General features: G+C 67.7%; 20 protein-coding genes. 10 read left to right on the plus strand and 10 right to left on the minus strand.

The genetic code is table 11. From position 1 onward, the window contains the following. Positions 1–60: 60 nt before the first annotated feature. Positions 61–1,098 (minus strand): type IV pilus twitching motility protein PilT, encoded by a 1,038-nt coding sequence (locus tag ACUVWL_RS12395; RefSeq protein ID WP_004147099.1) that lies wholly within the window; start codon positions 1,096–1,098, stop codon positions 61–63. A gap of 87 nt (positions 1,099–1,185) precedes the next feature. On the opposite strand from ACUVWL_RS12395, the gene ACUVWL_RS12400 reads away from it, so the two are divergent. Together ACUVWL_RS12400 and proC are read left to right on the plus strand one after the other, a co-directional pair. Continuing rightward, positions 1,186–1,863, plus strand: a complete 678-nt coding sequence (locus ACUVWL_RS12400) for a YggS family pyridoxal phosphate-dependent enzyme (RefSeq protein WP_032958502.1) — start codon at positions 1,186–1,188, stop codon at positions 1,861–1,863. A gap of 18 nt (positions 1,864–1,881) precedes the next feature. Next, positions 1,882–2,703 (plus strand): pyrroline-5-carboxylate reductase, encoded by an 822-nt coding sequence (proC, locus tag ACUVWL_RS12405; protein ID WP_014646216.1) that lies wholly within the window; start codon positions 1,882–1,884, stop codon positions 2,701–2,703. 59 nt (positions 2,704–2,762) lie between these two features. Here the strand turns inward: proC and ACUVWL_RS12410 are convergent, their stop codons facing one another. Further along, positions 2,763–3,638 (minus strand): LysR family transcriptional regulator, encoded by an 876-nt coding sequence (locus tag ACUVWL_RS12410; protein ID WP_014646215.1) that lies wholly within the window; start codon positions 3,636–3,638, stop codon positions 2,763–2,765. A gap of 98 nt (positions 3,639–3,736) precedes the next feature. On the opposite strand from ACUVWL_RS12410, the gene ACUVWL_RS12415 reads away from it, so the two are divergent. Further along, positions 3,737–4,339, plus strand: a complete 603-nt coding sequence (locus ACUVWL_RS12415; RefSeq protein WP_014646214.1) for a short chain dehydrogenase — start codon at positions 3,737–3,739, stop codon at positions 4,337–4,339. Between the two features lie 72 nt (positions 4,340–4,411). Here ACUVWL_RS12415 and soxR read toward each other — a convergent pair whose 3' ends face one another. Continuing rightward, positions 4,412–4,846: a redox-sensitive transcriptional activator SoxR gene (gene soxR / locus ACUVWL_RS12420; RefSeq protein WP_021202603.1), complete on the minus strand. Its 435-nt coding sequence runs from the start codon at positions 4,844–4,846 to the stop codon at positions 4,412–4,414. Positions 4,847–4,875: 29 nt separating this feature from the next. On the opposite strand from soxR, the gene ACUVWL_RS12425 reads away from it, so the two are divergent. Then, positions 4,876–6,297: an MFS transporter gene (locus ACUVWL_RS12425; protein WP_445978390.1), complete on the plus strand. Its 1,422-nt coding sequence runs from the start codon at positions 4,876–4,878 to the stop codon at positions 6,295–6,297. An 87-nt stretch (positions 6,298–6,384) separates the two neighbouring features. On the opposite strand, the gene ACUVWL_RS12430 is transcribed toward ACUVWL_RS12425, so the two are convergent. After that, positions 6,385–8,406, minus strand: a complete 2,022-nt coding sequence (locus ACUVWL_RS12430) for an esterase/lipase family protein (protein ID WP_014646211.1) — start codon at positions 8,404–8,406, stop codon at positions 6,385–6,387. Next, positions 8,406–9,380, minus strand: coding sequence for an Lnb N-terminal periplasmic domain-containing protein (locus ACUVWL_RS12435; RefSeq protein ID WP_014646210.1), 975 nt, complete (start codon positions 9,378–9,380; stop codon positions 8,406–8,408). The genes ACUVWL_RS12430 and ACUVWL_RS12435 overlap by 1 nt, the downstream gene beginning before the upstream one ends. Before the next feature lie 171 nt (positions 9,381–9,551). Here ACUVWL_RS12435 and ACUVWL_RS12440 point away from each other — a divergent pair, with 171 nt between their 5' ends. Continuing rightward, a complete protein-coding gene (locus tag ACUVWL_RS12440) occupies positions 9,552–9,956 on the plus strand; it encodes a GFA family protein (RefSeq protein WP_014646209.1) in 405 nt (134 codons plus the stop codon). Between the two features lie 278 nt (positions 9,957–10,234). Here ACUVWL_RS12440 and ACUVWL_RS12445 read toward each other — a convergent pair whose 3' ends face one another. After that, positions 10,235–11,752 carry an MFS transporter gene (locus ACUVWL_RS12445; protein ID WP_445978391.1) on the minus strand — a complete coding sequence of 506 codons (1,518 nt, stop codon included), beginning with the start codon at positions 11,750–11,752 and terminating at the stop codon, positions 10,235–10,237. A gap of 107 nt (positions 11,753–11,859) precedes the next feature. Here ACUVWL_RS12445 and ACUVWL_RS12450 point away from each other — a divergent pair, with 107 nt between their 5' ends. Beyond that, the gene (locus ACUVWL_RS12450; RefSeq protein ID WP_058979452.1) at positions 11,860–12,783 is read left to right on the plus strand and encodes a LysR substrate-binding domain-containing protein; all 924 of its coding nucleotides are present in this window, start codon (positions 11,860–11,862) and stop codon (positions 12,781–12,783) included. Between the two features lie 49 nt (positions 12,784–12,832). Here the strand turns inward: ACUVWL_RS12450 and ACUVWL_RS12455 are convergent, their stop codons facing one another. Beyond that, the gene (locus ACUVWL_RS12455; protein ID WP_445978392.1) at positions 12,833–13,696 is read right to left on the minus strand and encodes a DMT family transporter; all 864 of its coding nucleotides are present in this window, start codon (positions 13,694–13,696) and stop codon (positions 12,833–12,835) included. Positions 13,697–13,829: 133 nt separating this feature from the next. Here ACUVWL_RS12455 and ACUVWL_RS12460 point away from each other — a divergent pair, with 133 nt between their 5' ends. Beyond that, positions 13,830–15,209: an aminotransferase-like domain-containing protein gene (locus ACUVWL_RS12460; RefSeq protein ID WP_069117551.1), complete on the plus strand. Its 1,380-nt coding sequence runs from the start codon at positions 13,830–13,832 to the stop codon at positions 15,207–15,209. A 98-nt stretch (positions 15,210–15,307) separates the two neighbouring features. After that, entirely contained in the window at positions 15,308–15,982 is a 675-nt protein-coding gene (locus ACUVWL_RS12465) for a class I SAM-dependent methyltransferase (RefSeq protein ID WP_227864273.1), read from the plus strand. A gap of 3 nt (positions 15,983–15,985) precedes the next feature. Here the strand turns inward: ACUVWL_RS12465 and smqnr are convergent, their stop codons facing one another. Beyond that, positions 15,986–16,633, minus strand: coding sequence for a SmQnr family pentapeptide repeat protein (gene smqnr / locus ACUVWL_RS12470; protein WP_014646203.1), 648 nt, complete (start codon positions 16,631–16,633; stop codon positions 15,986–15,988). A 157-nt stretch (positions 16,634–16,790) separates the two neighbouring features. Here smqnr and ACUVWL_RS12475 point away from each other — a divergent pair, with 157 nt between their 5' ends. Together ACUVWL_RS12475 and ACUVWL_RS12480 are read left to right on the plus strand one after the other, a co-directional pair. Further along, positions 16,791–17,567: a DeoR/GlpR family DNA-binding transcription regulator gene (locus ACUVWL_RS12475; protein ID WP_014646202.1), complete on the plus strand. Its 777-nt coding sequence runs from the start codon at positions 16,791–16,793 to the stop codon at positions 17,565–17,567. A gap of 11 nt (positions 17,568–17,578) precedes the next feature. Next, the gene (locus ACUVWL_RS12480) at positions 17,579–18,712 is read left to right on the plus strand and encodes an MFS transporter (RefSeq protein WP_227864272.1); all 1,134 of its coding nucleotides are present in this window, start codon (positions 17,579–17,581) and stop codon (positions 18,710–18,712) included. 9 nt (positions 18,713–18,721) lie between these two features. On the opposite strand, the gene ACUVWL_RS12485 is transcribed toward ACUVWL_RS12480, so the two are convergent. Together ACUVWL_RS12485 and ACUVWL_RS12490 are read right to left on the minus strand one after the other, a co-directional pair. Continuing rightward, positions 18,722–20,227 (minus strand): PepSY domain-containing protein, encoded by a 1,506-nt coding sequence (locus ACUVWL_RS12485; RefSeq protein ID WP_227864271.1) that lies wholly within the window; start codon positions 20,225–20,227, stop codon positions 18,722–18,724. A gap of 11 nt (positions 20,228–20,238) precedes the next feature. Then, a complete protein-coding gene (locus ACUVWL_RS12490; RefSeq protein WP_445978393.1) occupies positions 20,239–22,377 on the minus strand; it encodes a TonB-dependent receptor in 2,139 nt (712 codons plus the stop codon). Positions 22,378–22,393: the final 16 nt, after the last annotated feature.

The raw sequence follows: 22,393 nt of genomic DNA on the forward strand, positions 1-22,393 counted from the left end.
TGGAGGAAACGGCACGGGGACGGCGCCGCACTGGTGCACGCCGCCCGTGGTTGTCCCGCCTTACTCGAACAGGCGCTTGTCCTTGGCGTACTCGCGGGCCTGGTTGCGGGTGATCAGGCTGCGCTTGACCAGGTCCTGCAGGTGCTGGTCCAGGGTCATCATGCCGTACTGCTGGCCGGTCTGGATGGCCGAGTACATCTGCGCCACCTTGTCTTCGCGGATCAGGTTGCGGATGGCCGGGGTGCCGACCATGATTTCCCACGCTGCGGTACGACCGCCGCCAACCTTCTTCAGCAGCGCCTGCGAGATCACCGCACGCAGCGACTCGGACAGCATCGAACGCACCATCGGCTTTTCGCCGGCCGGGAACACGTCGATGATGCGGTCGATGGTCTTGGCCGCCGAGCTGGTGTGCAGGGTGCCGAACACCAGGTGGCCGGTTTCCGCGGCGGTCAGTGCCAGGCGGATGGTTTCCAGGTCGCGAAGTTCGCCCACCAGGATGATGTCCGGGTCCTCACGCAGTGCCGAGCGCAGCGCTTCGTTGAAGCCATGCGTATCGCGGTGCACTTCGCGCTGGTTGATCAGGCACTTCTGCGAGGTGTGCACGAATTCGATCGGATCCTCGACGGTGAGGATGTGGCCGTATTCGTTCTTGTTGATGTAGTCGATCATCGCCGCCAGCGTGGTCGACTTGCCCGAACCGGTCGGGCCGGTCACCAGGATCAGGCCCTGCGGCTGCTGGATCACCTCGCGGAACAGCGGCGGGCAGGCCAGGTCCTCGAGGGTGAGCACCTCGGACGGAATGGTACGGAACACCGCACCGGCGCCACGGTTCTGGTTGAACGCGTTCACACGGAAGCGCGCCAGCGACGGGATCTCGAAGGAGAAGTCCACTTCGAGGAATTCCTCGTAATCGCGGCGCTGCTTGTCGGACATGATGTCGTACACCAGCGCATGGACCTGCTTGTGGTCCAGGGCCGGGATGTTGATCCGGCGAACGTCGCCGTCCACGCGGATCATCGGCGGCAGGCCTGCGGACAGGTGCAGGTCGGACGCTTTGTTCTTTACGGAAAACGCCAGCAGTTCGGCGATATCCATGAGCGGCTACTCCCCAATAACGGCTTCGACTGGAAGGATCTTTCCCCGGGCGGCAGTATAGCCTCCTGATTCAACGGAACGCGTTACGTGGCCACTCCCCTGCCCCAGATCCTGAGCAACCTGCATGCCGCCGCCGAGGCGGCCGGCCGGCCCGATCCGCGCCTGCTGGCCGTTTCCAAGACCCAACCGGCCGAGGCCGTGGCCGCGCTGGCCGCGCAGGGCCAGCAGGCCTTCGGCGAGAACTATGTGCAGGAAGCGCTGGCCAAGATGCAGGCGCTGCAGCACCTGGCGCTGGAGTGGCACCTGATCGGCCACCTGCAGTCGAACAAGGCCGAGGCCGTGGCCACCCACTTCGATTGGGTGCAGAGCGTGGACCGGCCCAAGCTGGTGACGGCGCTGGCGCGCCATCGCCCGGCAGCGCGTGGTCCGCTGAATGTGCTGATCCAGGTCAACATCGACGATGAATCCAGCAAGCACGGCTGTGCGCCGGAGGATGTCGAGGTGCTGGCCGCTGCGATTGCCGCCGAGCCCACCCTGCGCCTGCGTGGCCTGATGGCGATTCCCGCGCCATGGCCCGAGGCGGAACGCCGTCGGGATGCGTTCGTGCGCATGCGCACACTTTTCCAGTCGCTGGCCGCCCAGCACGCGCAGGTCGACACGCTGTCGATGGGCATGAGCAGCGACTACGCCGACGCCATCGCCGAGGGCGCCACTTTGGTGCGCATCGGCACCGCCCTGTTCGGCGCGCGTCCTCGCCCGGCCTGATCTTGCAAGGAGAGTTTCATGACAGCTGATTCCATCACCTTCATCGGCGGCGGCAACATGGCGCGCAGCCTGATCGCCGGCCTGATCCGCCAGGGCGTGCCCGCCGCACACATCCACGTGGCCGAACCGGTTGCAGCACTGCGCGAGTCGCTGGCCACCGATTTCGGCGTGCAGGTGCACGACAATGCCGCCGATGCCGCCGCACAGGGCCGCACCTGGCTGCTGGCGGTGAAGCCACAGGTGCTGCGCGAGGTCTGCCAGTCGCTGCAGGCACTGGCCCAGGCAAGCCGGCCACTGGTGGTGTCGATTGCCGCCGGCATCACCAGCGCGCAGCTGGAACGCTGGCTGGGCGGCAACCTGCCGGTGGTGCGTGCAATGCCCAACACGCCGGCCCTGCTCGGCGCCGGCGTGACCGGCCTGTATGCCACGCCGTCGGTGGATGCACAGCAGCGCTCGCAGGCCGAACAGGTATTGGCCAGTGCTGGCCGTACCGTGTGGATCGAGCGCGAGGCGCTGATGGATTCGGTCACTGCCGTGTCCGGCAGCGGGCCGGCCTACGTGTTCCTGCTGGCCGAAGCGATGGAAGCGGCGGGCATTGCCCAGGGCCTGCCGGCCGACGCCGCGCGCACGCTGGTGGTGCAGACCCTGCTGGGCGCCTCGCGCATGCTGGATGAAGCCGGCGAAAGCCCCGCCGAGCTCCGCCGCCGTGTGACCTCGCCGAACGGCACCACCCAGGCCGCGATCGAGAGCTTCCAGGCCGGAGGTTTCGAAGTGCTGGTGGACAACGCGCTGCGTGCTGCGCAGGTGCGCGGGCAGGAATTGTCTGCGGCGAATGATTGATCCCGATGTGTGCCGACCAACGGTCGGCACCTACCATCATCCACGCATGGCGTGGATGCTCATTGCCCAAATGTGGCCATGACGAAATCCACGAAGCACTGCAGCCGCGGGCGCGGCCGTCGATCCGGCAGGTAGATCAGATGCATCGGTCGCGGTTCGGGCAGGTAGTCGCGCAGCAGCGGCTTCAGGCGCCCTGCTGCGATCTCCCCCGCCAACAGCGCGGTGGGCTGCAACACCAACCCGGCCCCGGCCACGGCGGCTTCGCGCAGCGCGAACCCGTCGTTGCAGGTCAGCCGCGCCTCCCAATCCACCTGTTCACCGTTGGCCAACTGCCAGCCATGGCCACCACGCCAGGCAAGATGGCTCAGGCAATCATGCCCCTGCAGGTCCGCCGGCGTGCGTGGCGTGCCGCGCCTGCGCAGGTAAGACGGCGCCGCGCACAGGCTCATCGCATACGGCGGCAGCGGCCGCGCCACCACCTCCTGCGATGGCAACGGCCCGACCCGGATCGCCACGTCGAAGCCGTCCTCGATCAGGTCCACACGGCGGTTGCTCAGATCCAGTTCGATGTTCAACTGCGGCTGCGCGCGCAGCAGGCCGGCCAGCTGCGGCGCCAGCACGCAGCTGCCCCAGGTGGTCGGCGCACTGACCCGCAGCAGGCCACGCGGCTGTACCTGCAGACCGGCCACATCGGCCTCGGCCTGCTGCACCTGCTCCAGCACTTGCCGGCATCCGGCCAGATAGGCGCTGCCGGCTTCGGTCAGGCGCTGGCGGCGGGTGTTCCGTTGCAGCAGCGCGGTACCCAGATGCGCCTCCAGCTGCTGGATGTACTTGCCCACCATCACCGCCGAGACCTGCAGCTGTTCGGCGGCGCCGGCGAAGCTGCCACGCTCGGCCACGGCAACGAAGGCCTGCATGCATCGAAGGGTATCCATTACTAATCCTTAGTTAGGAATCTGCGAATCATACGCCGCTTACCTAACCCCATTGTGAGGGCGCAGACTGCGCTCACTCCCTTACGCAAGGAACGGCCATGAAGATCCTCCTCGTTGGTGCCAGCGGCACCCTCGGCCAGGCAGTCGCCCGCCAGCTCGGCCAACAGCATCAGATTCTCGCCGCCGGCCGCAGCAGCGGCGAACTGCGCGTGGACCTGACCGATGACGCCAGCGTCGCCGAACTGTTCGCACGTACCGGCCCGGTCGATGCGGTGATTTCCACCGCCGGCAAGCTGCACTTCGGCCCGCTGCAGCAGATGACGCCGGCGCAGTTCAACCTCGGCCTGCAGGACAAATTGCTGGGCCAGGTGAGGCTGGCACTGGCCGCGCAGCATCATCTCAACAGCGGCGGCTCGATCACCCTGACCAGCGGCATCGTCAGCGCACAACCGATCCGCGACGGCGTCAACGCCACCTCGGTGAATGCCGCACTGGAAGGCTTCGTGCGCGCAGCCGCACTGGAGCTGCTGCCGCGCGGCCTGCGCATCAACGTGGTCAGCCCGAACGTACTGATCGAATCGATGGCCGCCTACGGCCCCTACTTCCCGGGCTTCGAGGCGGTAAGCGCACAGCGCGCGGCACTGGCCTTCCAGCGCGCGGTGGAAGGCATCCAGAGCGGCGAGACGATCACGGTCTGGTAAGAAAAAGGGGACGGAGGGGATTAAGTCGCAAGTGCACAAACGACATAATCCCCTCCGTCCCCTTTTTGTCGCTCACTCCCAGCGCATCGGGCCGTCGCCGCGCTCGCCGAGGACGTCGCCGGGATTGGCCAGGCGGCAGTGCTGCAGCGACAGGCAGCCACAACCGATGCAGCCGGTCAGTTCGTCGCGCAGCAGCTGCAGCATGTGGATGCGCTCTTCCAGCTCGGTGCGCCAGCGCGCGGACAGCCTGGCCCAATCCGCTTTGGTCGGTGCGCGTCCGTCAGGCAGGCTTTCGAAGGCACGGCCGACTGCTTCCAGCGGCATGCCCACCCGCTGCGCCACGCGGATCACCGCCAACCGGCGCAGCACGTCCCGGCTGTAACGACGTTGGTTGCCCGAGGTGCGCAGGCTGCTGATCAGCCCCTTGCGCTCGTAGAAATGCAGTGCGGAAACGGCCACGCCACTGCGCTGGGAGACCTCGCCAACGCTGAGTTCCTGGGATGCCATTGCTTGACCTCAACTACAGTTGAGGTGGCATGCTGCTACCTTCGCCGCCCGTTGACAAGCGCGGCCTGCACCTGACCCGTATGACCCCGACCCTCTCTCCCGCCGACACCCACCTGCCGGCTGAGAGCTCGATCCTGTCCGCGCGCTACCGCGCCACGACCATCGGCATGGTCGCTCTGGTCGCGCTGCACGCCTTCGAAGCACTGGCCGTCGCGGCCGCGATGCCCACCGTGGCCGAAGCACTCGATGGACTGCGCCTGTACGCACTGGCCTTTGGCGGCACCCTGGCCACCAGTGTGATCGGCATGACCCTGGCCGGGCGCTGGGCCGATCGCCACGGCCCCGCGCGGCCACTCTGGTACGGCCTGGGCTGCTTCGTGCTGGGCCTGCTGCTGGCCGGCTTTGCGACGCGCATGGGCATGCTGGTGGCCGGGCGCCTGATGCAGGGCCTGGGCGCGGGCGCGATTTCGGTCTCGCTGTACGTGATGGTCGGCCGCAGCTACCCCGAACACCTGCGGCCGAAGGTGTTCGCGGCGTTCTCCGCAGGCTGGGTGGTGCCCTCGATGGTCGGCCCGGCGTTGAGTGGCCTGATGGTGCAGCACCTGGGCTGGCGCTGGGTATTCCTGGCAGTGCCACTGCTGGCGATACCGGCCGCACTGCTGCTGCGCCCGGCACTGGCGCGCATGCAACCTCCCGTTGCGGTCTGCAACGATGGCGAACGCAGCAACGTGGTGCGCTGGGCCTCTGGCGCCTCACTGGCCGCACTACTGCTCTACGTCGGCGGCCAGCAACAGGGCATGGCCGCCCTGCTCTGCATCGGCGTGGCGATGCTGGCGCTGCTGTTCTGCGTGCATCGGCTGCTGCCGGCCGGAACCCTGATCCTGCGCCGCGGCCTGCCCAGCGTGATCGCGTTGCGCGGCATTGCTGCAGCGGCGTTCTTCGCCTGCGAGGCCTATCTGCCCCTGCTGCTGCAGCGCGAACGCGGGCTCTCGCCCAGCTGGGCAGGCGCCGTGCTCAGCCTCGGTGCGCTGGGCTGGTTCGCCGGTTCATGGCTGCAGGGCCACCAGCAGCGTGGCTGGTCACGCCAGCAGCTGCTGCGCGTTGGCACGGTGATGATGACGTTCGGCATCGCCGCAACGCTGTCGGTGCTGTTCAACCCGATGCCGCTGCCGGTCGCGCTGGTCGGCTGGGCCGTCACCGGCTTCGGCATGGGCATGATCTACGCCAGCCTGTCGGTGCTGACCCTGTCGCTGTCAGCACCGCATGAGCAGGGTGCCAATACCTCGGCGCTGCAGCTGAGCGAGGCGTTGTCGGTGACCACCGCGCTGGCGGTGTCCGGCGCGTTGTTCGCCATGTTCGTGGAAAGCGCGCCGCACACCGGCTACCTGCTGTGCCTGGCCATCACCTTCGGTCTGGCGGTGCTGGCCGCAGTGATCGCGCGGCGGGTGTAGCGCCGCCGGATTCCGGTAGTGCCGGCCGCTGGCCGGCAACCTCCGCGCACGCGGGAATCCCATGATGGCGACGGCCAGAGGCCGGCATTACCGTGTACCGGCTCCCACATCATCGATATCCCGATGCAGGATGCGGCGCACTTCCAGCACGGCCTGCGGGGTCTCCTGCACGCTGTGGCCGGAAATGATCACCTTCTCCGACAGCGCGCCCGGCAGATGCGCGCTCCAGTACGGCACCAGCCCGTCATCGGACTTCTCCACCGGCAGCTCCGGCTTGCGCTGGGCGATGATCGAGTGGTACTTCAGGCCCGCTTCGATCGGCAGCTGTGCGGCGGCCTTCACGAACGGATCGCTGGCCTTGAGGTTGTCGATGCTGTTGGGAATCTTCGGCTTGGCGGTGCCGTCGACCTGCTGCTCGGCCTGTGCCAGCGCCATGAACACGTCCTCGAACTTGCCGAGAATGGTCAGCGGCAGGCGTACCAGGCGCCCGATCAGCCGCCCGACCTTGTTGCCTGCGATATCCGTGCCCTGGTGCGGCGCGGCGATGAAGATCGCGCGTTCCACGTTCGGCTGCGCCTTGAAATGCAGCAGTGGCCCCAGCTTGGCCTGCACCCGCTTCAGCCGCTCGCCCTTCAGGTCATAGTTGGCCAGCAGGTCATCCCACAGCACATCACCCGAGTCGCTCACCAACAGCCGCGCGAGCACGCCGCCCATGCTGTGGCCGATATAGACCATGTCCTTCGATGCGCGTGTGCTGCCGTTGGGGTCGAAGTGCTTGAGCGTGTCATTGAACGCGTTGGCGATCTCGTAGCGGTTCAGCGCGATCGGCGCGTTGGTCGGGTAGTAGACCTGCCACACCTGGAACTGCTGGCGCAGCTCGGGGTCGCCCATGATCTCGTTGGCCAGGTTCACCCAGGCTTCCGGGCTGCTGGCCAGGCCGTGCAGCATGAAGATGATGCGGCGGTTCGGGTCCCACGGCTGCATCAGGTAGATGTGCGGTTCGCCGATGCCCTCACTCATGCCGAACAGGGTGCGCAGTGACTGCCGGGCGAAGCCACTCTGCGCCAGCCACAGGCCGTAGGCAGCGGTGAAATTGCCGGCCAGCGGCACCTGTTCGCCGTGCAGGGTGATGCGTTCGGTGGCCTCCGGCGAATAGGCGTCCAGTTCAACCCGGCGCGTACGCATCACGTCTTCCAGGCTGCTGCCTTCGAAACGCAGCAGCGCGGTGACGTTGATCGAGGACATCTCGCTGAATTCCGGCACCGAATCGTCATGCCGATGGCGGCGGCCACGGCGCTCGTCGTCGGCATCATCCGCCGCTGTTTCCGCCTTCGGCCCATCGCCCGCGATCACCGGCGCGACCAGCTTGGGCGGGTCCATCACCATCACCAGCTCGGCACCGAAGCCATCGCGGCGATAGGTGCTGCGCAGGCCGACGAAGCTGACCGTGCCGGCCGGCACCAGCTGCGCCGGAATGCTCTTCAGGTTCAACTGCTGGTAGTTGGAGGCCAGCGACCAGCTGCCGACCGAGATCGGCTTCGTATAGTCCTCGCCGGCCAGTGCCGCTGCACGCGCGCGCACGAACAGCACCACCGCCGCCTTCTCGGCGGCGTAGTTGTAGTAGTCGCGCACCTGCGTCTGCCGGTCTTCGAAGGCGCGGTCGGACGGCGAGCGGCCGCTGTAGAACAGGTAGGCATAGGCATAACGCGCGGCTTCCAGCCAGGCATCCAGCGCCGCATCGCTCATCGGCGGATCGCCAGCGGCGGTCTTCTTCGGCGTCAGCGCCAGCGCGGCCTTCACCCACAGTTCGGACAGCGCCGACAGCCGCTGCTCGACGTTGAGGTCATCGGTCATCAACAACGTGCTGCGGCAGACCAGGAAGTCCTTCTCGCACTGCGACTCATCCAGGCCCGCCGCACTGAGCGTCTCGCGCGCGGCCGGGCTGAGCTTGCCGGTGTTGAGCACATCGGCGCGCTTGTTCACCAGCGAATCGCTGGACTTCACCTGCTTGACAGTCACCATCGCGCAGCCGCTGCTGCCCAGCAGCAGGAAGGCGGCGAACAACACCGGCAGCGCGCGCTGCCAGCGGATCAGGAAGAGTCGGGTCATTACTGCGGGTCCTGCTCGGTGCCGGGCACGCCCTGGCGGATCACGGTAGAGAAGTGGTCGCCGCTGCCCAGGTCCAGCGCACGCTGGGTGATGCGGCCCTTGTCATGCAGTTCGGCATAAGGCACGCCCGGCGTGAGCGCGCCGACCTCCTGAGCGTATTCGGCCAGGTAGCCGGACAGCAGCAGGCGGTAGTCCAGCGGCAGGCGCGGCGCGATGTGGCGGGCCAGATCGAAGACGATGGTGGTGCAGTTGCTGGTGAGCGTGTTGTAGAAGCCCGGCTTCGCATCCAGTTCGCGCGCCTGCGCGATGTACGCGGCGAACAGTTGCTTCAGTTGCGCCTGGTCCATGCCGTGCAGGCGGTACAGGTAGACATCCTCGCCACGCGCGTTGGTGCGGGTGCGGATGATGTCGGTCTCCTCCGCGGCCACCAGGGTCATCTCGAATTTGCGGAAGAAGCCGCCCAGCGCCGAGAACGATTCGCCGCGTTCCTTGCGGATCTCCAGCGAGAACACCACGTGGCGCCCATCCTCGAAACCGAACGAGATCAGGGTGTGGGCGATCGCCGGGCCCATCCAGTACGACAGCACCAGATCGGCCGAGCGGAGTTGGTCCAGGTCGTACGCGCGGCGCACCCAGTGCGCGTCGTAGTCGGTCTCGCTGCGCCAGGTGAAATCACGCACGTTGTCGAGCACCACGTGGCGCCCGTCGAAGGACACCACGTGCAGGCGCTGGGCCACGTCATCGGCCCAGACGCGGTCCTGGCGCGGGGTGAGCAGCAGCCACCACAGGCCGGCCAGCGCCAGCGACGCGCCGAACGCCATGCCCAGGCGACGATGGCCACGGCCACGCGCGACCTGCCACGACGCCCACAGCGCAACCAGCAGCCACAGCACCGCAATGCCATTGGCCAGCCAGCCCGGCCCCGGCATCTGATAGGCCAGCAGCCCGGTCACCCACAACGCTGCCAGCGCCATGGCACTTCCTGTCATCCAACGTCCTGCGGCTCTCACTGGCATCCTGTCGCGGTCCCGAAGCCGCATAGTTAGCCACAAGCGGGTTCACCGTGGCATCTACGGCCCGTTCAGGGACCGCGGCGCACCGTCTGCGGCGGTCCATGCGGCCAGGTTCACCTCACAGGAGCAACGATGGGCATCACTTCCGTGGCCGGCGTTCCGGTCCAACCCCAGCACCGCGCCACCTGCCACTGCGGCACGGTCGAGCTGTTGCTGGACCTCCCGGACGGCATCGTCGACCCGCGCCGCTGCGACTGCTCGATGTGCCGGCGCCGGGGTGCCATCGCCGCCAGCGTCCCCCGCCAGGGCCTGCAGGTGGTGCGCGGGCAGCATCACCTGCAGAAGTACCAGTTCAACACCCATGTGGCCGAGCACTACTTCTGCGGGGTGTGCGGCATCTACACCCATCACCGGCGCCGCTCCAACCCCGACCAGTACGGCTACAACGTGGCCTGCCTGGAGGGCATCGACCCGTTCGCGCTTGGGGTGATCCCGGTCAGCGACGGGGTCAACCACCCATCAGACCGCACCGGCTAGTGGCGCGTGCGCCGCGGTGGCGTGGCCACCTTCTGCCAGGGCGCCATGCCGCTGCGCCCGGCCCGCGCCGGGCGTTTCAGCCAGGGCCGGCGTGACGGTGCCTGTGGCGCGTCCTCGACCGGGGGAGGAAGGGGTCGACGGCTGGGCCAGAGATGGTCGAGCAGCCACATGGCGGGTCTCCGTGGGGGACGGGGACGATCAACACTAGGCCCGGGTGGGCATAGGCGGCGTGAGCGGGACACGACAGCGGGATGACGGCGGAGGCGGCGATGAGCCTGCTACACCATGTCCCCGACCAAGGCACCTGTCCTTTTCCGCAGCAACAGGCGCAACACGGCGGCACAGGCGGCGGTCAGCAGCGCCAGTACGCGCAGCAGTGTCGCCAGCGCCTCACTACTGGCGTGCTGCAGCTGCATGCGGCTCATCGTCGGTAGCAGTGCCTGCGCCTGTTCCCGCGCCCCCGTGGCCAGATAGGCACCGGCACGCACCAGCGATGCCGGCGACGCGCCCTGCAGCTGATGGCCGATCAGCAGCGCAAGCAAGGCAGTGACTGCGGCCAACGCGATGCCTTCGCCGGCCACCCGCACGGTTCCGAATATGCCTGCGGCCATGCCGGCACGTTGCACCGGTACCACGCTCACCGACAGTCCATCCATCAGCCCCCACGGCAAAGCCGTGCCTGCGCCGACCAGCATCAGCAGCGGCACCCACTGCAAGGGCGACGGGTGCGACGCCTGCCGCGACAACAGGTACAGGCCGGCGGCACACACCAGCAGACCCAGCGTGCACAACCGCGCACTTCCCACGCGCTCCGCCCAACGCGCGGCCAGCATCGGCAGGACCAGCATCGGCGCGGACAGCGCCAGCATCTGCAGTCCCACCAGCGTCGCGCTCTGGCCATGCACGCCCAGCAGTTGCACAGGTAACACGACCAGCAGCACCACGTAGCCGAAGCAGGTCGCCACCGGCAGCAGCTGGACACCGAGGAACGCCGGTTGTGAGAACAGTGAGAGGTCCAGCAACGGTGAGGGGTGCCGCCGTTCGATGAAGACGAACACCCCGCCCAACAGCAGCGTCACCAGCAGCGCCAGCCGCACGCGCGCGGCATGCAGGCCGAACTCGCCCAGCCACAGCAGCGCCAGGGTCAACGCCGCCAGCGTCAGGCTGAAACTCAGCATGCCGCCGATATCCAGTGGTCGGCGCTCGCCATGACTTTCAGGCAACGCGCGTGCCCCCAGGCCGAAGGCCACCAACGTGAGCACACCGCCCGCGGCGAACACGCTGCGCCATCCCAATGTCTGCAGCAGCAGGCCCGCGAGCAGGGGCCCCAGCGCCAGCCCCATGCCGAACGTGGTGCCCAGCAGGGCGAAGACACGGGCACGCGCCGGCCCCTGCCAAGCCTGTGCCAGCAGCGCCGTGCCGGATGCCAGCGCCGCCGCCGCGGCAACGCCCTGCAACCCGCGCGCCAGATCCAGCCATAGCAGCGTGCGAGCAAGGCAGACGGCGGCGGTGGCGGTGGTGAAGCCCGCCGTGCCCAGCAGGAACAGCCGCCGACGGCCATATCGATCGGCCAAGCCGCCCGCAGCGAGCAACAGACTGCCGAAGGTGAGCATGAAGGCGTTGGTCACCCAGGCCAGCGCGGTGGGCGAAGCCGCCGCGGAACGGGCCAGCGCCGGCACCGCGACTGCACCGGCAGAGAAGGACAACGGCAACGCCAGCGCGGCCAGGCAGACCGCAAGCAGCGCCCAGCGCTGCTGCGCGCGGACAGGTACAGGGAGCATCGAATCCGGGGCCATGCGGGCCTCCATCCATCAGGGGGCATTGATGATGGACAGGCCGCTATTCCAGAAAAACAGGCTCGGTGGATGTTGATTGCGGCGAGATGTTCCGCAATCATCCAAGCATGGACTCCATCTCCGCCCTGCTCGCCTTCGTCCGCACCGCGGAGGCCGGCAGCATTGTCGGTGCCGCCCGCGTACTCGGCCTGTCAGCCTCGGCCGTCGGCAAGCGCATCGCCCGGCTTGAACAGGAACTCGGCACGCGCCTGTTCCAGCGCACCACCCGCCGCGTGCATCTCACCGACGAAGGCGAACTGCTGCTGCAACGCTGCCGGCGTGCGCTGGACGAGCTTTCCGAAGCACAGGCGGACCTGGCGCAGCGACAGCACGCCCCCAGCGGGCTGCTGCGCATCGGCCTGCCCACCATCGGCTACCGCTTCCTGCTGCCGGTGCTGCCCGGCTTCCAGCAACGCTATCCGCAGGTGCAGCTGGAACTGGACTTCAACGACCGCATCGTCGATGTGGTCAGCGAAGGCCTGGATGCGGTGATACGCAGTGGCGAACTGGCTGATTCCAGCCTGACCGCACGGCGGCTGGGGGGTTTTCGTTTCATCCTCTGTGCGGCGCCGGGCTATCTGCAGATGCATGGAACGCCCGGCGATGTGGGCGACCTGCGCATGCATACCGCGCTGCGCTTCCGTTACCCCACCACCGGAAAGCTGCATCCGTGGCAGCTGCCCGGCATCGAAGGCGACGCCGGGGCGCGCCTTCCCACGGCGATGACCTGCAACAACATGGAGGCCGTGCTGGCCGCTGCGATCGGATGCATGGGCCTGGCCTGGATGCCTGACTTCCTCGCCGCTGACGCGCTGGCCGATGGCCGCCTGCAACAGGTGCTGCCCACACTGCCCACGCACCAGGGGCAGTTCTCGCTGCTGTGGCCCGGCGGGCGCCATCCCAGTGCACGCTTGCGGGTGTTCATCGACTACGCCGTTGCGCACCTTTTCCGCAGCACCCCGGAAAAGGGGACGGAGGGGATTAAGTCGTAATTGGCCCTGCTGTGCCTGAAACGACTTAATCCCCTCCGTCCCCTTTTTCCTAGCGGCTGAAGCGGCGCGCGCCGGCGACGCAGATCACCGCGACCAGAGTCACCAGCACCATGCTGAGGCTGACCGACTCGTGCAGCAGCAGCGCGGCCAGGGCCAGGCCGAAGAACGGCTGCAGCAGCTGCAGCTGGCCGACGGCAGCGATGCCGCCCTGGGCCAGCCCGCGGTACCAGAACAGGAAGCCGATCAGCATGCTGAACACTGCCACGTAGCCCAGTGCCCACCACGCCGAGGCACCGACCGCGGTGAACGAGGCCGGGCGCATCAGCACCGTCAGCGGCAGCATCACCGGCAACGCCAGCAGCAGTGCCCAGCTGATCACCTGCCAGCCGCCCAGATGACGGGCGAGCCGACCACCCTCCGCGTAGCCCAGCCCGCACACCACGATCGCCGCCAGCATCAGCAGGTCGGCCTGCAACGAGGCTTCGATTCCGTTGCGCGCGGCATAGCCGACCACGCAGGCACTGCCCAGCAACGAGAACAGCCAGAACGCCGGGCGCGGCCGATCGCCACCGCGCAGCACGCCGAACACCGCTGTACTCAACGGCAGCAGGCCAAGGAACACGATGGTGTGCGCCGACGACGCGTGACGCAGCGCGAGCGCGGTCAGCAGCGGGAAGCCGACCACAACGCCGAGGCTGACCACCACCAGCCCCGGCAGGTCGCCGCGCCGCGGCCATGGCTGGCGCAGCAGAAGCAGCAGCCCCAGACCGAGCACCGCGGCGATGGTGGCGCGTGCGGCGGTGACGAACCCGGCATCCAGCTGCAGCACCGCCAGGCGGGTGGCCGGCAATGAGCCGGCGAAGATCACCACACCGATGAAGCCATTGATCCAACCACTCACCGACCGTTCCACGCCTGTACTCCTGAAGGTGCCGGACGATGCCCGGCTGCACCTGTATGGAAGCATCCGGCGCGGAACGACCCCAGCTACAATCCAGTACAGCCGCAAGTAACTGTACTGCCCACACTTCCACTACGGTTCCACCATGCCGCGCCCGCTCACCCGCATCGAATCGGTCATCCAGACCGTCCGCACCCGCATCAGTGCACGGGTGGATGGCCCCGGCTCCCGCCTGCCTTCGGTACGTGCGCAGGCGGCGACCATGGGGGTTTCAGTCTCCACCGTGGTCGAGGCCTACGAGCGCCTGGCGGCCGAAGGCCTGATCAGTGCGCGCGCAGGCTCGGGCTTCTACGTCAGTGGCCCGGCCGCACCGCTGGCGCTGGCTGAAATGGAGCCGCGGCTGGATCGCGCGGTGGATCCGCTGTGGGTATCACGGCAATCGCTGGAAACGCCCGCGGGCGATCTCAAGCCAGGGTGCGGCTGGATGCCCAGTGACTGGCTGTATCACGATGGCGTGCGCCGCGGCCTGCGCCGGCTGGCGCGTGCCGATGCCATGCAACTGGTGGACTACGCCGGTCCGCTCGGGCTGCCCGCGTTGCGCCAGCTGCTGCAAAGGCGCAGCGCCACGCTTGGCATCGATGCACCGATGGAGCAGATCCTGCTGACCGAATCCGGTACGCACGCGGTCGATCTGCTCTGCCGTTTCCTGCTCAAGCCCGGCGACTGCGTGCTGGTCGATGACCCGAGCTACTTCAATTACCACGCGCTGCTCAAGGCGCACCAGGTGCAGGCCATCGGCGTGCCGTACACGCACAGCGGCCCGGACCTGGAGGCGTTCGCGCAAGCCCTGCAGGCGCATTCGCCGCGGCTGTACATCACCAATTCCGGCCTGCACAACCCGACCGGCGCGGTGCTTTCGGCCAACACCGCGCACCGCCTGCTGGGCCTGGCCGAACGCAGCGAGTTGATCATCGTCGAGGACGACATCTTCGCCGACTTCGAACTGCAGCCGGCACCGCGGCTGGCCGCGCTCGATGGACTGTCACGGGTGATCCACGTCGGCAGTTTCTCCAAGACGCTGTCGGCAGCGTCGCGCTGCGGCTACATCGCTGCGCGCCACGACTGGATAGAAGCACTGACCGACCTGAAGCTGGCGACCAGCTTTGGCGGCGGCCATCTGGCCGCGCAGTTGATGCACATCGCGCTGACCGATAGCGGTTACCGCCGCCACATGCAGTCGATACGTTCGCGCCTGGCCGATGCACGCCGGCACACACTGCGGAAACTGCAGGCGCTGGGCATCACGCCGTGGCTGCAGCCGGAAGCCGGCCTGTTCCTGTGGTGCCAGCTGCCCGACGGCCGCGACGCCGCCGCACTGGCGCGGCAATGCCTGCGCGAGGGCATCGTGCTGGCGCCGGGCAACGCGTTCAGCCAGTCGCAGCGCGCGGCCGACTATCTGCGCTTCAACGTCTCGCAGTGCCAGGACCCGAGGATCTGGCAGGTGCTGGCGCGGGCGTTGCGCTGAGCTGGATGCAAGCCGGTCAGCGCAGGCAGGAGCGACCCGCGGCAAAGGCACTTGCATGCCACGGTACAGTGGTATGTCCCTGTTGCAGGAATGCACGCATGTCTTCGTTCTCCGATCCGCAGGCCGTTGCCCGCTATGCCGAGGGCCCGCTGCGCCAAGTGCCGGGCTTCCTCGCGTTGCAGCAGATGAGTCGCCTGTTGCTGGCCGAACACGTTCCTGCGCAGGGCCGCGTGCTGGTGCTGGGCGCCGGTGGCGGGCTGGAGCTGAAGGCTTTTGCCGAGGCGCAGCCGGGCTGGCAGCTGCTGGGCGTGGACCCGGCTGCACCGATGCTGGCCCTGGCCGAGCAGACACTGGGCCCGCTGATGTCGCGCGTGCAGTTGCTGGAAGGCTACATCGACGATGCCCCCGACGTGCGCTTCGATGGTGCCAGCTGCCTGCTGACCCTGCACTTCCTCGACGCCGCGCAGCGCCTGCACACGCTGCGGGAGCTGCACAGGCGCCTGCAGCCCGGCGCACCGCTGGTGGTGGCCCACCACAGCGTGCCGCAGGATCCGGCCGGCAAGCTGCGCTGGTTGGAACGCTACGCCGCGTTCGCCGAAGCCTCCGGCGTTGCCCACGCCGATGCACAGCGCGCGATCGACGCCATTGCCGAGCGGCTGCCGCTGCTGGCCCCCGAACAGGAAGTGACGCTGCTGCAGGAGGCCGGCTTCGACGACGTGGAGCTGTTCTATGCGGGCTTCAGCTTCAAGGGCTGGGTGGCGTACGCCGGCTGATGCCTACGGCACCACGGTGATGCCGATCCGCTGCATCAACAGCGCCACCTGCTGGACATCCAGCGTGGCGCCACGCAGGTTGGTGCTGCGAAGGTCCAGCTCGCCCAGATCGGAATTGGTCAGGTCGCAGTCGGTGAAGTTGGCGCTGTTCCAGTCGATTCCCTCGAACTGGCCACCGGACAGGTCCGAGCCGGCAAAGCTGGCGCCGCTGACGTTTGCACCGTCCCAGCGGTTTTCCCACAGTTCGCACTTCTCCAGCGTGACCCGCGAGAAATTGGCATAGCGCAGGTTCGACTTCTTGATGAAGGCGCTGCAGAACCAGCTGCGCGTGGTGATCTGGTTCATGAAGCTGGCGTTGCTGAAATCCGCACCCTGCGCGCGGCACTCGCTGATCTCCAGGCCCAGCGCCTTGATGAAGTTGAAGTGGCACATGCTGATGTCGCAGCTGCGGAAGCTGGCCTCCTTCAATGTGGCGCCATTGAAGCGGCAGCCGCTGCGGCTGTCGGCATCGTAGAAGCTGCAGTTGATGAACTCGGTGGCGGTCAGGTCGGCACCGGAAAAATCGCACTCATGGAACTGCTGGTCGACCACTTTCTGGCCGGTGTACTGGTCCGCGCCGATGCGCAGCTTGCGGTGAACGGTGGGGGACATCAGGGATTCCATGCCAGGTGCCCCGCCATCATGCCGGGCCGCGAGGGCGATCCATAGACGTGGGCGCGGGCGGATTCACCGGCAGTCCAGCCGCCCTGCGTCCCAACGCCGAATGCACATTGTTGCACGTTAATGCACGAACGTGCAGACTTGCAGCATGAGCTCCGATCCCAGCCCCCTCCCCGCCCAGCGCACCCGGCAGATCCTGGAGGAACTTCGCCAGCAGGGCCGCGTGGTTGCCGCCGAGCTGGCGCGCCGCTATGCCGTGTCCGAAGATTCGATCCGCCGCGACCTGCGCGAGCTGGCCGCGCAGGGCCTGTGCCAGCGCGTCTACGGTGGCGCCGTGCTGCCACCGCCCAAGGAACGCCCGCTGCGCGAGCGGCTGACCCGCGACCGCGGCGACAAGGCCGAGCTGGCCGCCCGCGTCTGCGCGTTGCTGCAACCCGGCCAGGTCGTACTGCTCGACGCCGGTTCAACCAACCTGGCGATCGCCCAGCAGTTGCCGGCCGCCCTCGGCTTGACGGTGATCACCAACGCGCCACAGATCGCCACGGCCGCCAGCCTGCTTGAAGGCACCTCGGTGCAGCTGATCGGCGGGCGCCTGGCCAGCGGTGGCGGCGCGGTCGGCGCCGAAGCACTGGCCCAGGTGCAGCGCCTGCGCGCCGATGTGTACCTGCCCGGCCCCTGCGCGGTGGACGGCGACACCGGCGTGTGGGCAATGGATGCGGAAGAAGCCACGCTGAAGCGCGCGATGGTGGCCTGCAGCAGCCGTGTCATCGTCGCCGCCACGACTGAAAAGCTGGGTGCACGCGGCAACTGGCAGATTGCCAGCCTCGACGAGATCGACGACCTGGTGCTGACCACCACCGCACCGCCCGCATTGGCGGCACGCTTCCGCGCCGCAGGCATCGCGGTACACCCCACTCCCCCCTGACCGTACCGCTCATGTCCGTTGCCAACCGCGCGCGTGCCGAACAGCACGCGACCCGCGCTGCGTTCTTCATTCCCGGCTTCGCCACCGCGCTGTGGGCCACCCTGGTGCCGTTCGCAAAGGCACGCACCGGGATCAACGACGCCACGCTGGGGCTGGTGCTGCTCTGCCTCGGTGCCGGTTCGCTGCTGGCGATGCCGTTGTCCGGCGTGCTGGCCGCGCGCCTCGGTTGCCGGCGGGTGATGGTGGCCAGCAGCCTGCTGATCTGCCTGACCGTGCCCGGCCTGGCGCTGGCCGGTTCGGCCTGGACACTCGGGCTGGTCCTGTTCGTGTTCGGCGCCGCCGTGGGGGCAATGGACTGCACGATGAACGTACAGGCCGTCATCGTCGAGCGCGAAGCACGGCGCGTGATGATGTCCGGCTTCCATGCGTTCTTCAGCATCGGCGGCTTCCTCGGCGCGGCCACCATGACCGTGCTGCTGTCTGCTCACCTGCCTCCCTTGGCGTCCGTGCTGATCGGCGTTGGCGCCATGCTGCTGGTGATGCTGCTGTCGGCGTCGTACTGGCACAGCGAACGCATGCCGCACGACACACCGATGCTGGCCCTGCCACACGGCATCGTGCTGTTCATCGGCGTGCTGGCGTTCGTCGCGTTCCTCGGCGAAGGTGCGATGCTCGACTGGAGCGCGGTGTTTCTCAGCGACGTGCGCCGCGTCGATGCCGGCCTCGCCGGCATCGGCTATGTGACCTTCACCCTGACCATGACCGTCGCACGCCTGTTCGGTGATGCACTGGTGGCACGCGTGGGCCGCCAGCGCGCGATCGTGTTCGGCGCGTTGCTTGCCGCCGCGGGCGTGCTGGTGCTGACCCTGGTCACGCCGTGGCAGGCGTCGCTGATCGGCTATGTGCTGGTCGGCCTCGGCTGCGCCAACATCGCACCGGCGCTGTTCTCGCTGGCTGGCCACCAGACCCGCATGCCCGGCGCGCTGGCCATCACCGCCGTTTCCACGCTGGGCTTTGCCGGCATCCTTGCTGGCCCGGCACTGATCGGTTTTGCCGCCAACCACTTCGGCCTGATCGCTGCATTCATCGGCGTGGCCACGGCCTTGTTGCTGGTGGCGATGTCCACGCGTTGGCTGCGGGTGTAGCCCAGGGCATCAGCGCCGCCTGCGCCGCAGCTTCATCCGCAATCGCCGATAGCCGATCACCGTCGCCGTGGCACACAACGCGGTGCCGGCAGCGCTCAGCAGCAGCAACACCGCCAACCGGGCACCTTCCTGGCGCAGCATCGCCGGCAGGTCCCAGCTATGCAGGAAGTAGAACAGCCAGCGCCCCACCCGCTCACGATGCCCCATCGTCAGCAACGGATCGCCGGTCGCCAGATCGAGATAGACGCGTGTCGCCTCGGCATCACCGAAATCCACCACTGCCACCGGGAAGCGACGTACCGCTGCACCATTCATGGCCTCGGGCGCACGCGGGTAGAAGTACGCATCCGCTGCATGCTGCACCACGAAACCCTGCATGGGTGTAGCGGACAGCGCACGTGCCCTCTGCTGCAACCACGCGGTCGGCAGCCACCGTGCGACATGCAGGTGCCCATTGCCGCCGGACACGATGCGCGTATCACCCTGCCCGTCCAGCAACACCGCGAACAGCTCACCACCGATCCGTCGCCACTGGATCTCCACCGGCTGGAAGCGCGCAGCTTCGGCCATCGCCAGAAGCTTCGCAGGATCACCCAGCGCACCATCCACCGCCACCGCGCCGCCACGGTAGTGCTCAACATCGATCGCTTCACCCGTACTGCTGAAGACACCCAATGGGTTCATCGACATCAGCCCGCTGAAGATCCAGGTGAACACGAAGGCGGACGCCATCAGGCCAAGCAGGTGGTGCCAGCGCATCCACGACTCCACGTACGGCGTCTTCGCACCGGAACGATAGTGCCCACGGAAACGCCAGCGCCATACGCCCACCACGATGCCGCTGATCGCCGCCACCGTGCACAGTGCGGACAGCACGATCACCACCCACGTCCACACCGGGTCGACCGACTGCATGCGCAGGAAGTACAGCCAGTGCAGCCAGGCGCCCACATAGTTCCAGCGCTGCTGCACATGCGGAGCGTCCAGCACCACTTCACCGGTACGCGAGGACACATACAGGTCGCCCGGCTGCGCGCCGCCCACCTCCACCCGATACAGCGGCCGATGCGCGTCCAGTGCACGCGAATGCGTCCAACGATCCTCATTCACGCGCATCGCACCCACGAAGGCCTGGCCGCCCGCGAACTGCGCAGCGGATGCTTCGGCGCGCTGTGCCGACACCGGCAGCAGCGCCTGGCCGGTCACGGCAGACCAGGCGCCCACGTTGCTGCCACTGCGCACCACATACGCCGGCTCGCCACGCAGCGTGGTCAATGCCACAGCCTCCGGCTCGGCCTGCACGGCGGCAGGCAGTACCGACAGCCCCTGCAGGTCGCGGGCCTCACCCAGCACCGGCAACGCCGCCAGCCGCTCGCCGGGCGTCAGCTTCGGGTAACCAATGAACAGCATCACCATGCCGCTGACGAACCACAGCAGCATCAGCAGGCATCCGCCGATGCCCAGCCAGCGATGCACCAGGTAGGTCCAGCGCTTGGCGGTGGAACGCATCGTCATCGCCAGCGCCCTCAGAAGCGATGGTCGACGGTGAATTCGACGCGCCGGTCCGCACCCAGCAACCACTGCGTACTGGTGTAGTACGCGGTGGCGTAGTACCCCTTGTCGAACACGTTGAACAATCGCGCGGACAGCCGCGTGTGCGGTGCCGCCTGCCAGGTCAGGGCGAGGTCGGTGGTGCTGTAACCGGGCAACTCCAGCGTGTTGGCATTATCGGCGTAGCGCTTGCCGACATAGCGAACGCCACCCGCCGCGCTCCAGTCCGGCGCGAACTGCCAGCTCAACCACATACTGGCCAGGCGCTCGGCCACGTTCGGCGGCACGTTGCCGTCGCGCGACACCAACACCGCCGGCGAACCCGTGGTTTCCAGGAAGTCCTCGAACTCGGCCTTCAGCACCGTCGCGTTGGCATCCAGCGTCCAGTGCGGCGCGACATTCCAGGTCAACGACGCTTCAATACCGCGCGAGGTCTGCGCGCCCACCTGCACCCGGCGATCCGGCACCAGCGGATCGCGGCTGAGCAGCCCGGTCTTGCGGATGCGATACGCCGCCAGCGTCCACTCGCCACCGTCGAAGGCCTGCTTCAGGCCCACCTCGATCTGCCGGCCCTTGGCCAGGTCAAAGGCGCCGTTGGCCGGGCTGATCATCAGCAGGCCACTGACCGGGTCCGCCGCCTGCGAATACTGCGCATACAGGCTCAGCGTCGGCTGCAGCGCGAGTACCGTACCCGCACGCCAGCCTGTGCTGCTGTAGGTCTTCGAGAACGCGTTCTGGCCGCTGATCAGATCGGTGCGATCAATGCGCGCGCGGTCGTGGCGCAGGCCACCCAGCACCGACCAGCGCTCGCTCAGCGCCAGCCGGTCTTCCACGAACAGCGCGTACTGCTCGGCACGGTTGCGGTAGCGCGGCAGGTTCGGCGCGTCGCTCGCGAACTGGCCCGGGACAGGATCGAACGGATCGACCGGGCCCGAGCTGCCGGCATAGGTGTTGTTGGTGTGCTTGAAGTGCGCGCGGTTGGCGTCCAGGCCCACCGCGAAGTTGTTCTGCAGGCCACCCGCCGTTCCCTGCACACGCAGCGTCGAGGTCAGTCCGGTCTGGTCCTGGTTGTGGGTGATCTCGGTATTGCCCGAGCGATCGATCAAGCCGGTAGCGCGGTTGTAGACATAGGCCTCGGCATTGCGCCAATCACGCTGGCTGTCGATCTGGTAGACGCGGGTTCGCCATTCCACGTTCGCGTTCGGTGTCCACAGCGCGTCGAGCTGGGTCCAGCGGTCGCGGAAGCGGATCTCGCTGTCGTCCACGTTGTAGTTGCGGTGGCGCAGCGCCTCCAGCTGGCGGCCCTCGACCAGCGGCGTGCCGAAGTAGCGCATGGGTTTCTGGTAGCCCTGCGCATGGGTGAGCATCAGCTGCAGGTCCGCACGTGGCTGCCACAGCAACGCACCGGAGAATGTCGCGTCGCTGTTGCGTCCACGATCAACCCAGCCACCGCTGTAGTTGCCGCTCACATCCAGCCGGTAGGCCAGCTCGGGCGTCAGCGCGCCACCACTGCCGAAGCCCAGCCGCGCGGTGTCCTCGCTGCCCACGGTCACGCTGATCTCGTTCTCGATCGCCCCACGCGTGGGCTTCTTCGGCACGATGTTGATGACACCGCCGATCGCACCGTCGCCATGGATGACCGAGGCCGGGCCGCGCAGCACTTCGATGCGCTCGATCGACCAGGTATCGAACGGGAACGTGATGCCCACGCCGCCGTACTGGCGCAGCCCATCGTACAGCCGCATCACCGAGGCACCGTCGGTGAAGCCGCGGCTGGACAGCGCACTCAGGCCATTGCCCGGATGCGGCATGGCACTGATCGCACCCGCTCGGCTGATCGCATCGTTGAGGTTGCTGTCGCCGCGCTGCTCCAGCTGCTCGCGCGAAATTACCGTCAGGCTGGCCGGTGTCTGCAACACGCTCAGGCCCAACGCAGAGCCCGCGCTGGCGGTGGACGACAGTTCACCGCTGCGGGTATCGACCACCCGCACGGTATCCAGCGTGGTCGGTGGGGCCGCGTCAGCGGCAAGTACGGGGGCGGTGTGCAGGAGCAACGCGCACAGGACAGGCAGCGTCGCCCGGCGCAGGCGCGCGGAGTTGGGGTTCGTTTTCATTTTTTCACGGCATGCA

Source organism: Stenotrophomonas muris, from assembly GCF_052751275.1.

What these genes read in the sequence shown, in the direction of transcription:
- ACUVWL_RS12395 (WP_004147099.1), bottom strand. Translation starts at nt 1,098, where the DNA reads ATGGATATCGCCGAACTGCTGGCGTTTTCCGTAAAGAACAAAGCGTCC.
- proC (WP_014646216.1), top strand. Translation starts at nt 1,882, where the DNA reads ATGACAGCTGATTCCATCACCTTCATCGGCGGCGGCAACATGGCGCGC.
- ACUVWL_RS12410 (WP_014646215.1), bottom strand. Translation starts at nt 3,638, where the DNA reads ATGGATACCCTTCGATGCATGCAGGCCTTCGTTGCCGTGGCCGAGCGT.
- ACUVWL_RS12415 (WP_014646214.1), top strand. Translation starts at nt 3,737, where the DNA reads ATGAAGATCCTCCTCGTTGGTGCCAGCGGCACCCTCGGCCAGGCAGTC.
- soxR (WP_021202603.1), bottom strand. Translation starts at nt 4,846, where the DNA reads ATGGCATCCCAGGAACTCAGCGTTGGCGAGGTCTCCCAGCGCAGTGGC.
- ACUVWL_RS12425 (WP_445978390.1), top strand. Translation starts at nt 4,876, where the DNA reads ATGCTGCTACCTTCGCCGCCCGTTGACAAGCGCGGCCTGCACCTGACC.
- ACUVWL_RS12430 (WP_014646211.1), bottom strand. Translation starts at nt 8,406, where the DNA reads ATGACCCGACTCTTCCTGATCCGCTGGCAGCGCGCGCTGCCGGTGTTG.
- ACUVWL_RS12435 (WP_014646210.1), bottom strand. Translation starts at nt 9,380, where the DNA reads ATGGCGCTGGCAGCGTTGTGGGTGACCGGGCTGCTGGCCTATCAGATG.
- ACUVWL_RS12440 (WP_014646209.1), top strand. Translation starts at nt 9,552, where the DNA reads ATGGGCATCACTTCCGTGGCCGGCGTTCCGGTCCAACCCCAGCACCGC.
- ACUVWL_RS12445 (WP_445978391.1), bottom strand. Translation starts at nt 11,752, where the DNA reads ATGGCCCCGGATTCGATGCTCCCTGTACCTGTCCGCGCGCAGCAGCGC.
- ACUVWL_RS12450 (WP_058979452.1), top strand. Translation starts at nt 11,860, where the DNA reads ATGGACTCCATCTCCGCCCTGCTCGCCTTCGTCCGCACCGCGGAGGCC.
- ACUVWL_RS12460 (WP_069117551.1), top strand. Translation starts at nt 13,830, where the DNA reads ATGCCGCGCCCGCTCACCCGCATCGAATCGGTCATCCAGACCGTCCGC.
- ACUVWL_RS12465 (WP_227864273.1), top strand. Translation starts at nt 15,308, where the DNA reads ATGTCTTCGTTCTCCGATCCGCAGGCCGTTGCCCGCTATGCCGAGGGC.
- smqnr (WP_014646203.1), bottom strand. Translation starts at nt 16,633, where the DNA reads ATGTCCCCCACCGTTCACCGCAAGCTGCGCATCGGCGCGGACCAGTAC.
- ACUVWL_RS12475 (WP_014646202.1), top strand. Translation starts at nt 16,791, where the DNA reads ATGAGCTCCGATCCCAGCCCCCTCCCCGCCCAGCGCACCCGGCAGATC.
- ACUVWL_RS12480 (WP_227864272.1), top strand. Translation starts at nt 17,579, where the DNA reads ATGTCCGTTGCCAACCGCGCGCGTGCCGAACAGCACGCGACCCGCGCT.
- ACUVWL_RS12485 (WP_227864271.1), bottom strand. Translation starts at nt 20,227, where the DNA reads ATGACGATGCGTTCCACCGCCAAGCGCTGGACCTACCTGGTGCATCGC.
- ACUVWL_RS12490 (WP_445978393.1), bottom strand. Translation starts at nt 22,377, where the DNA reads ATGAAAACGAACCCCAACTCCGCGCGCCTGCGCCGGGCGACGCTGCCT.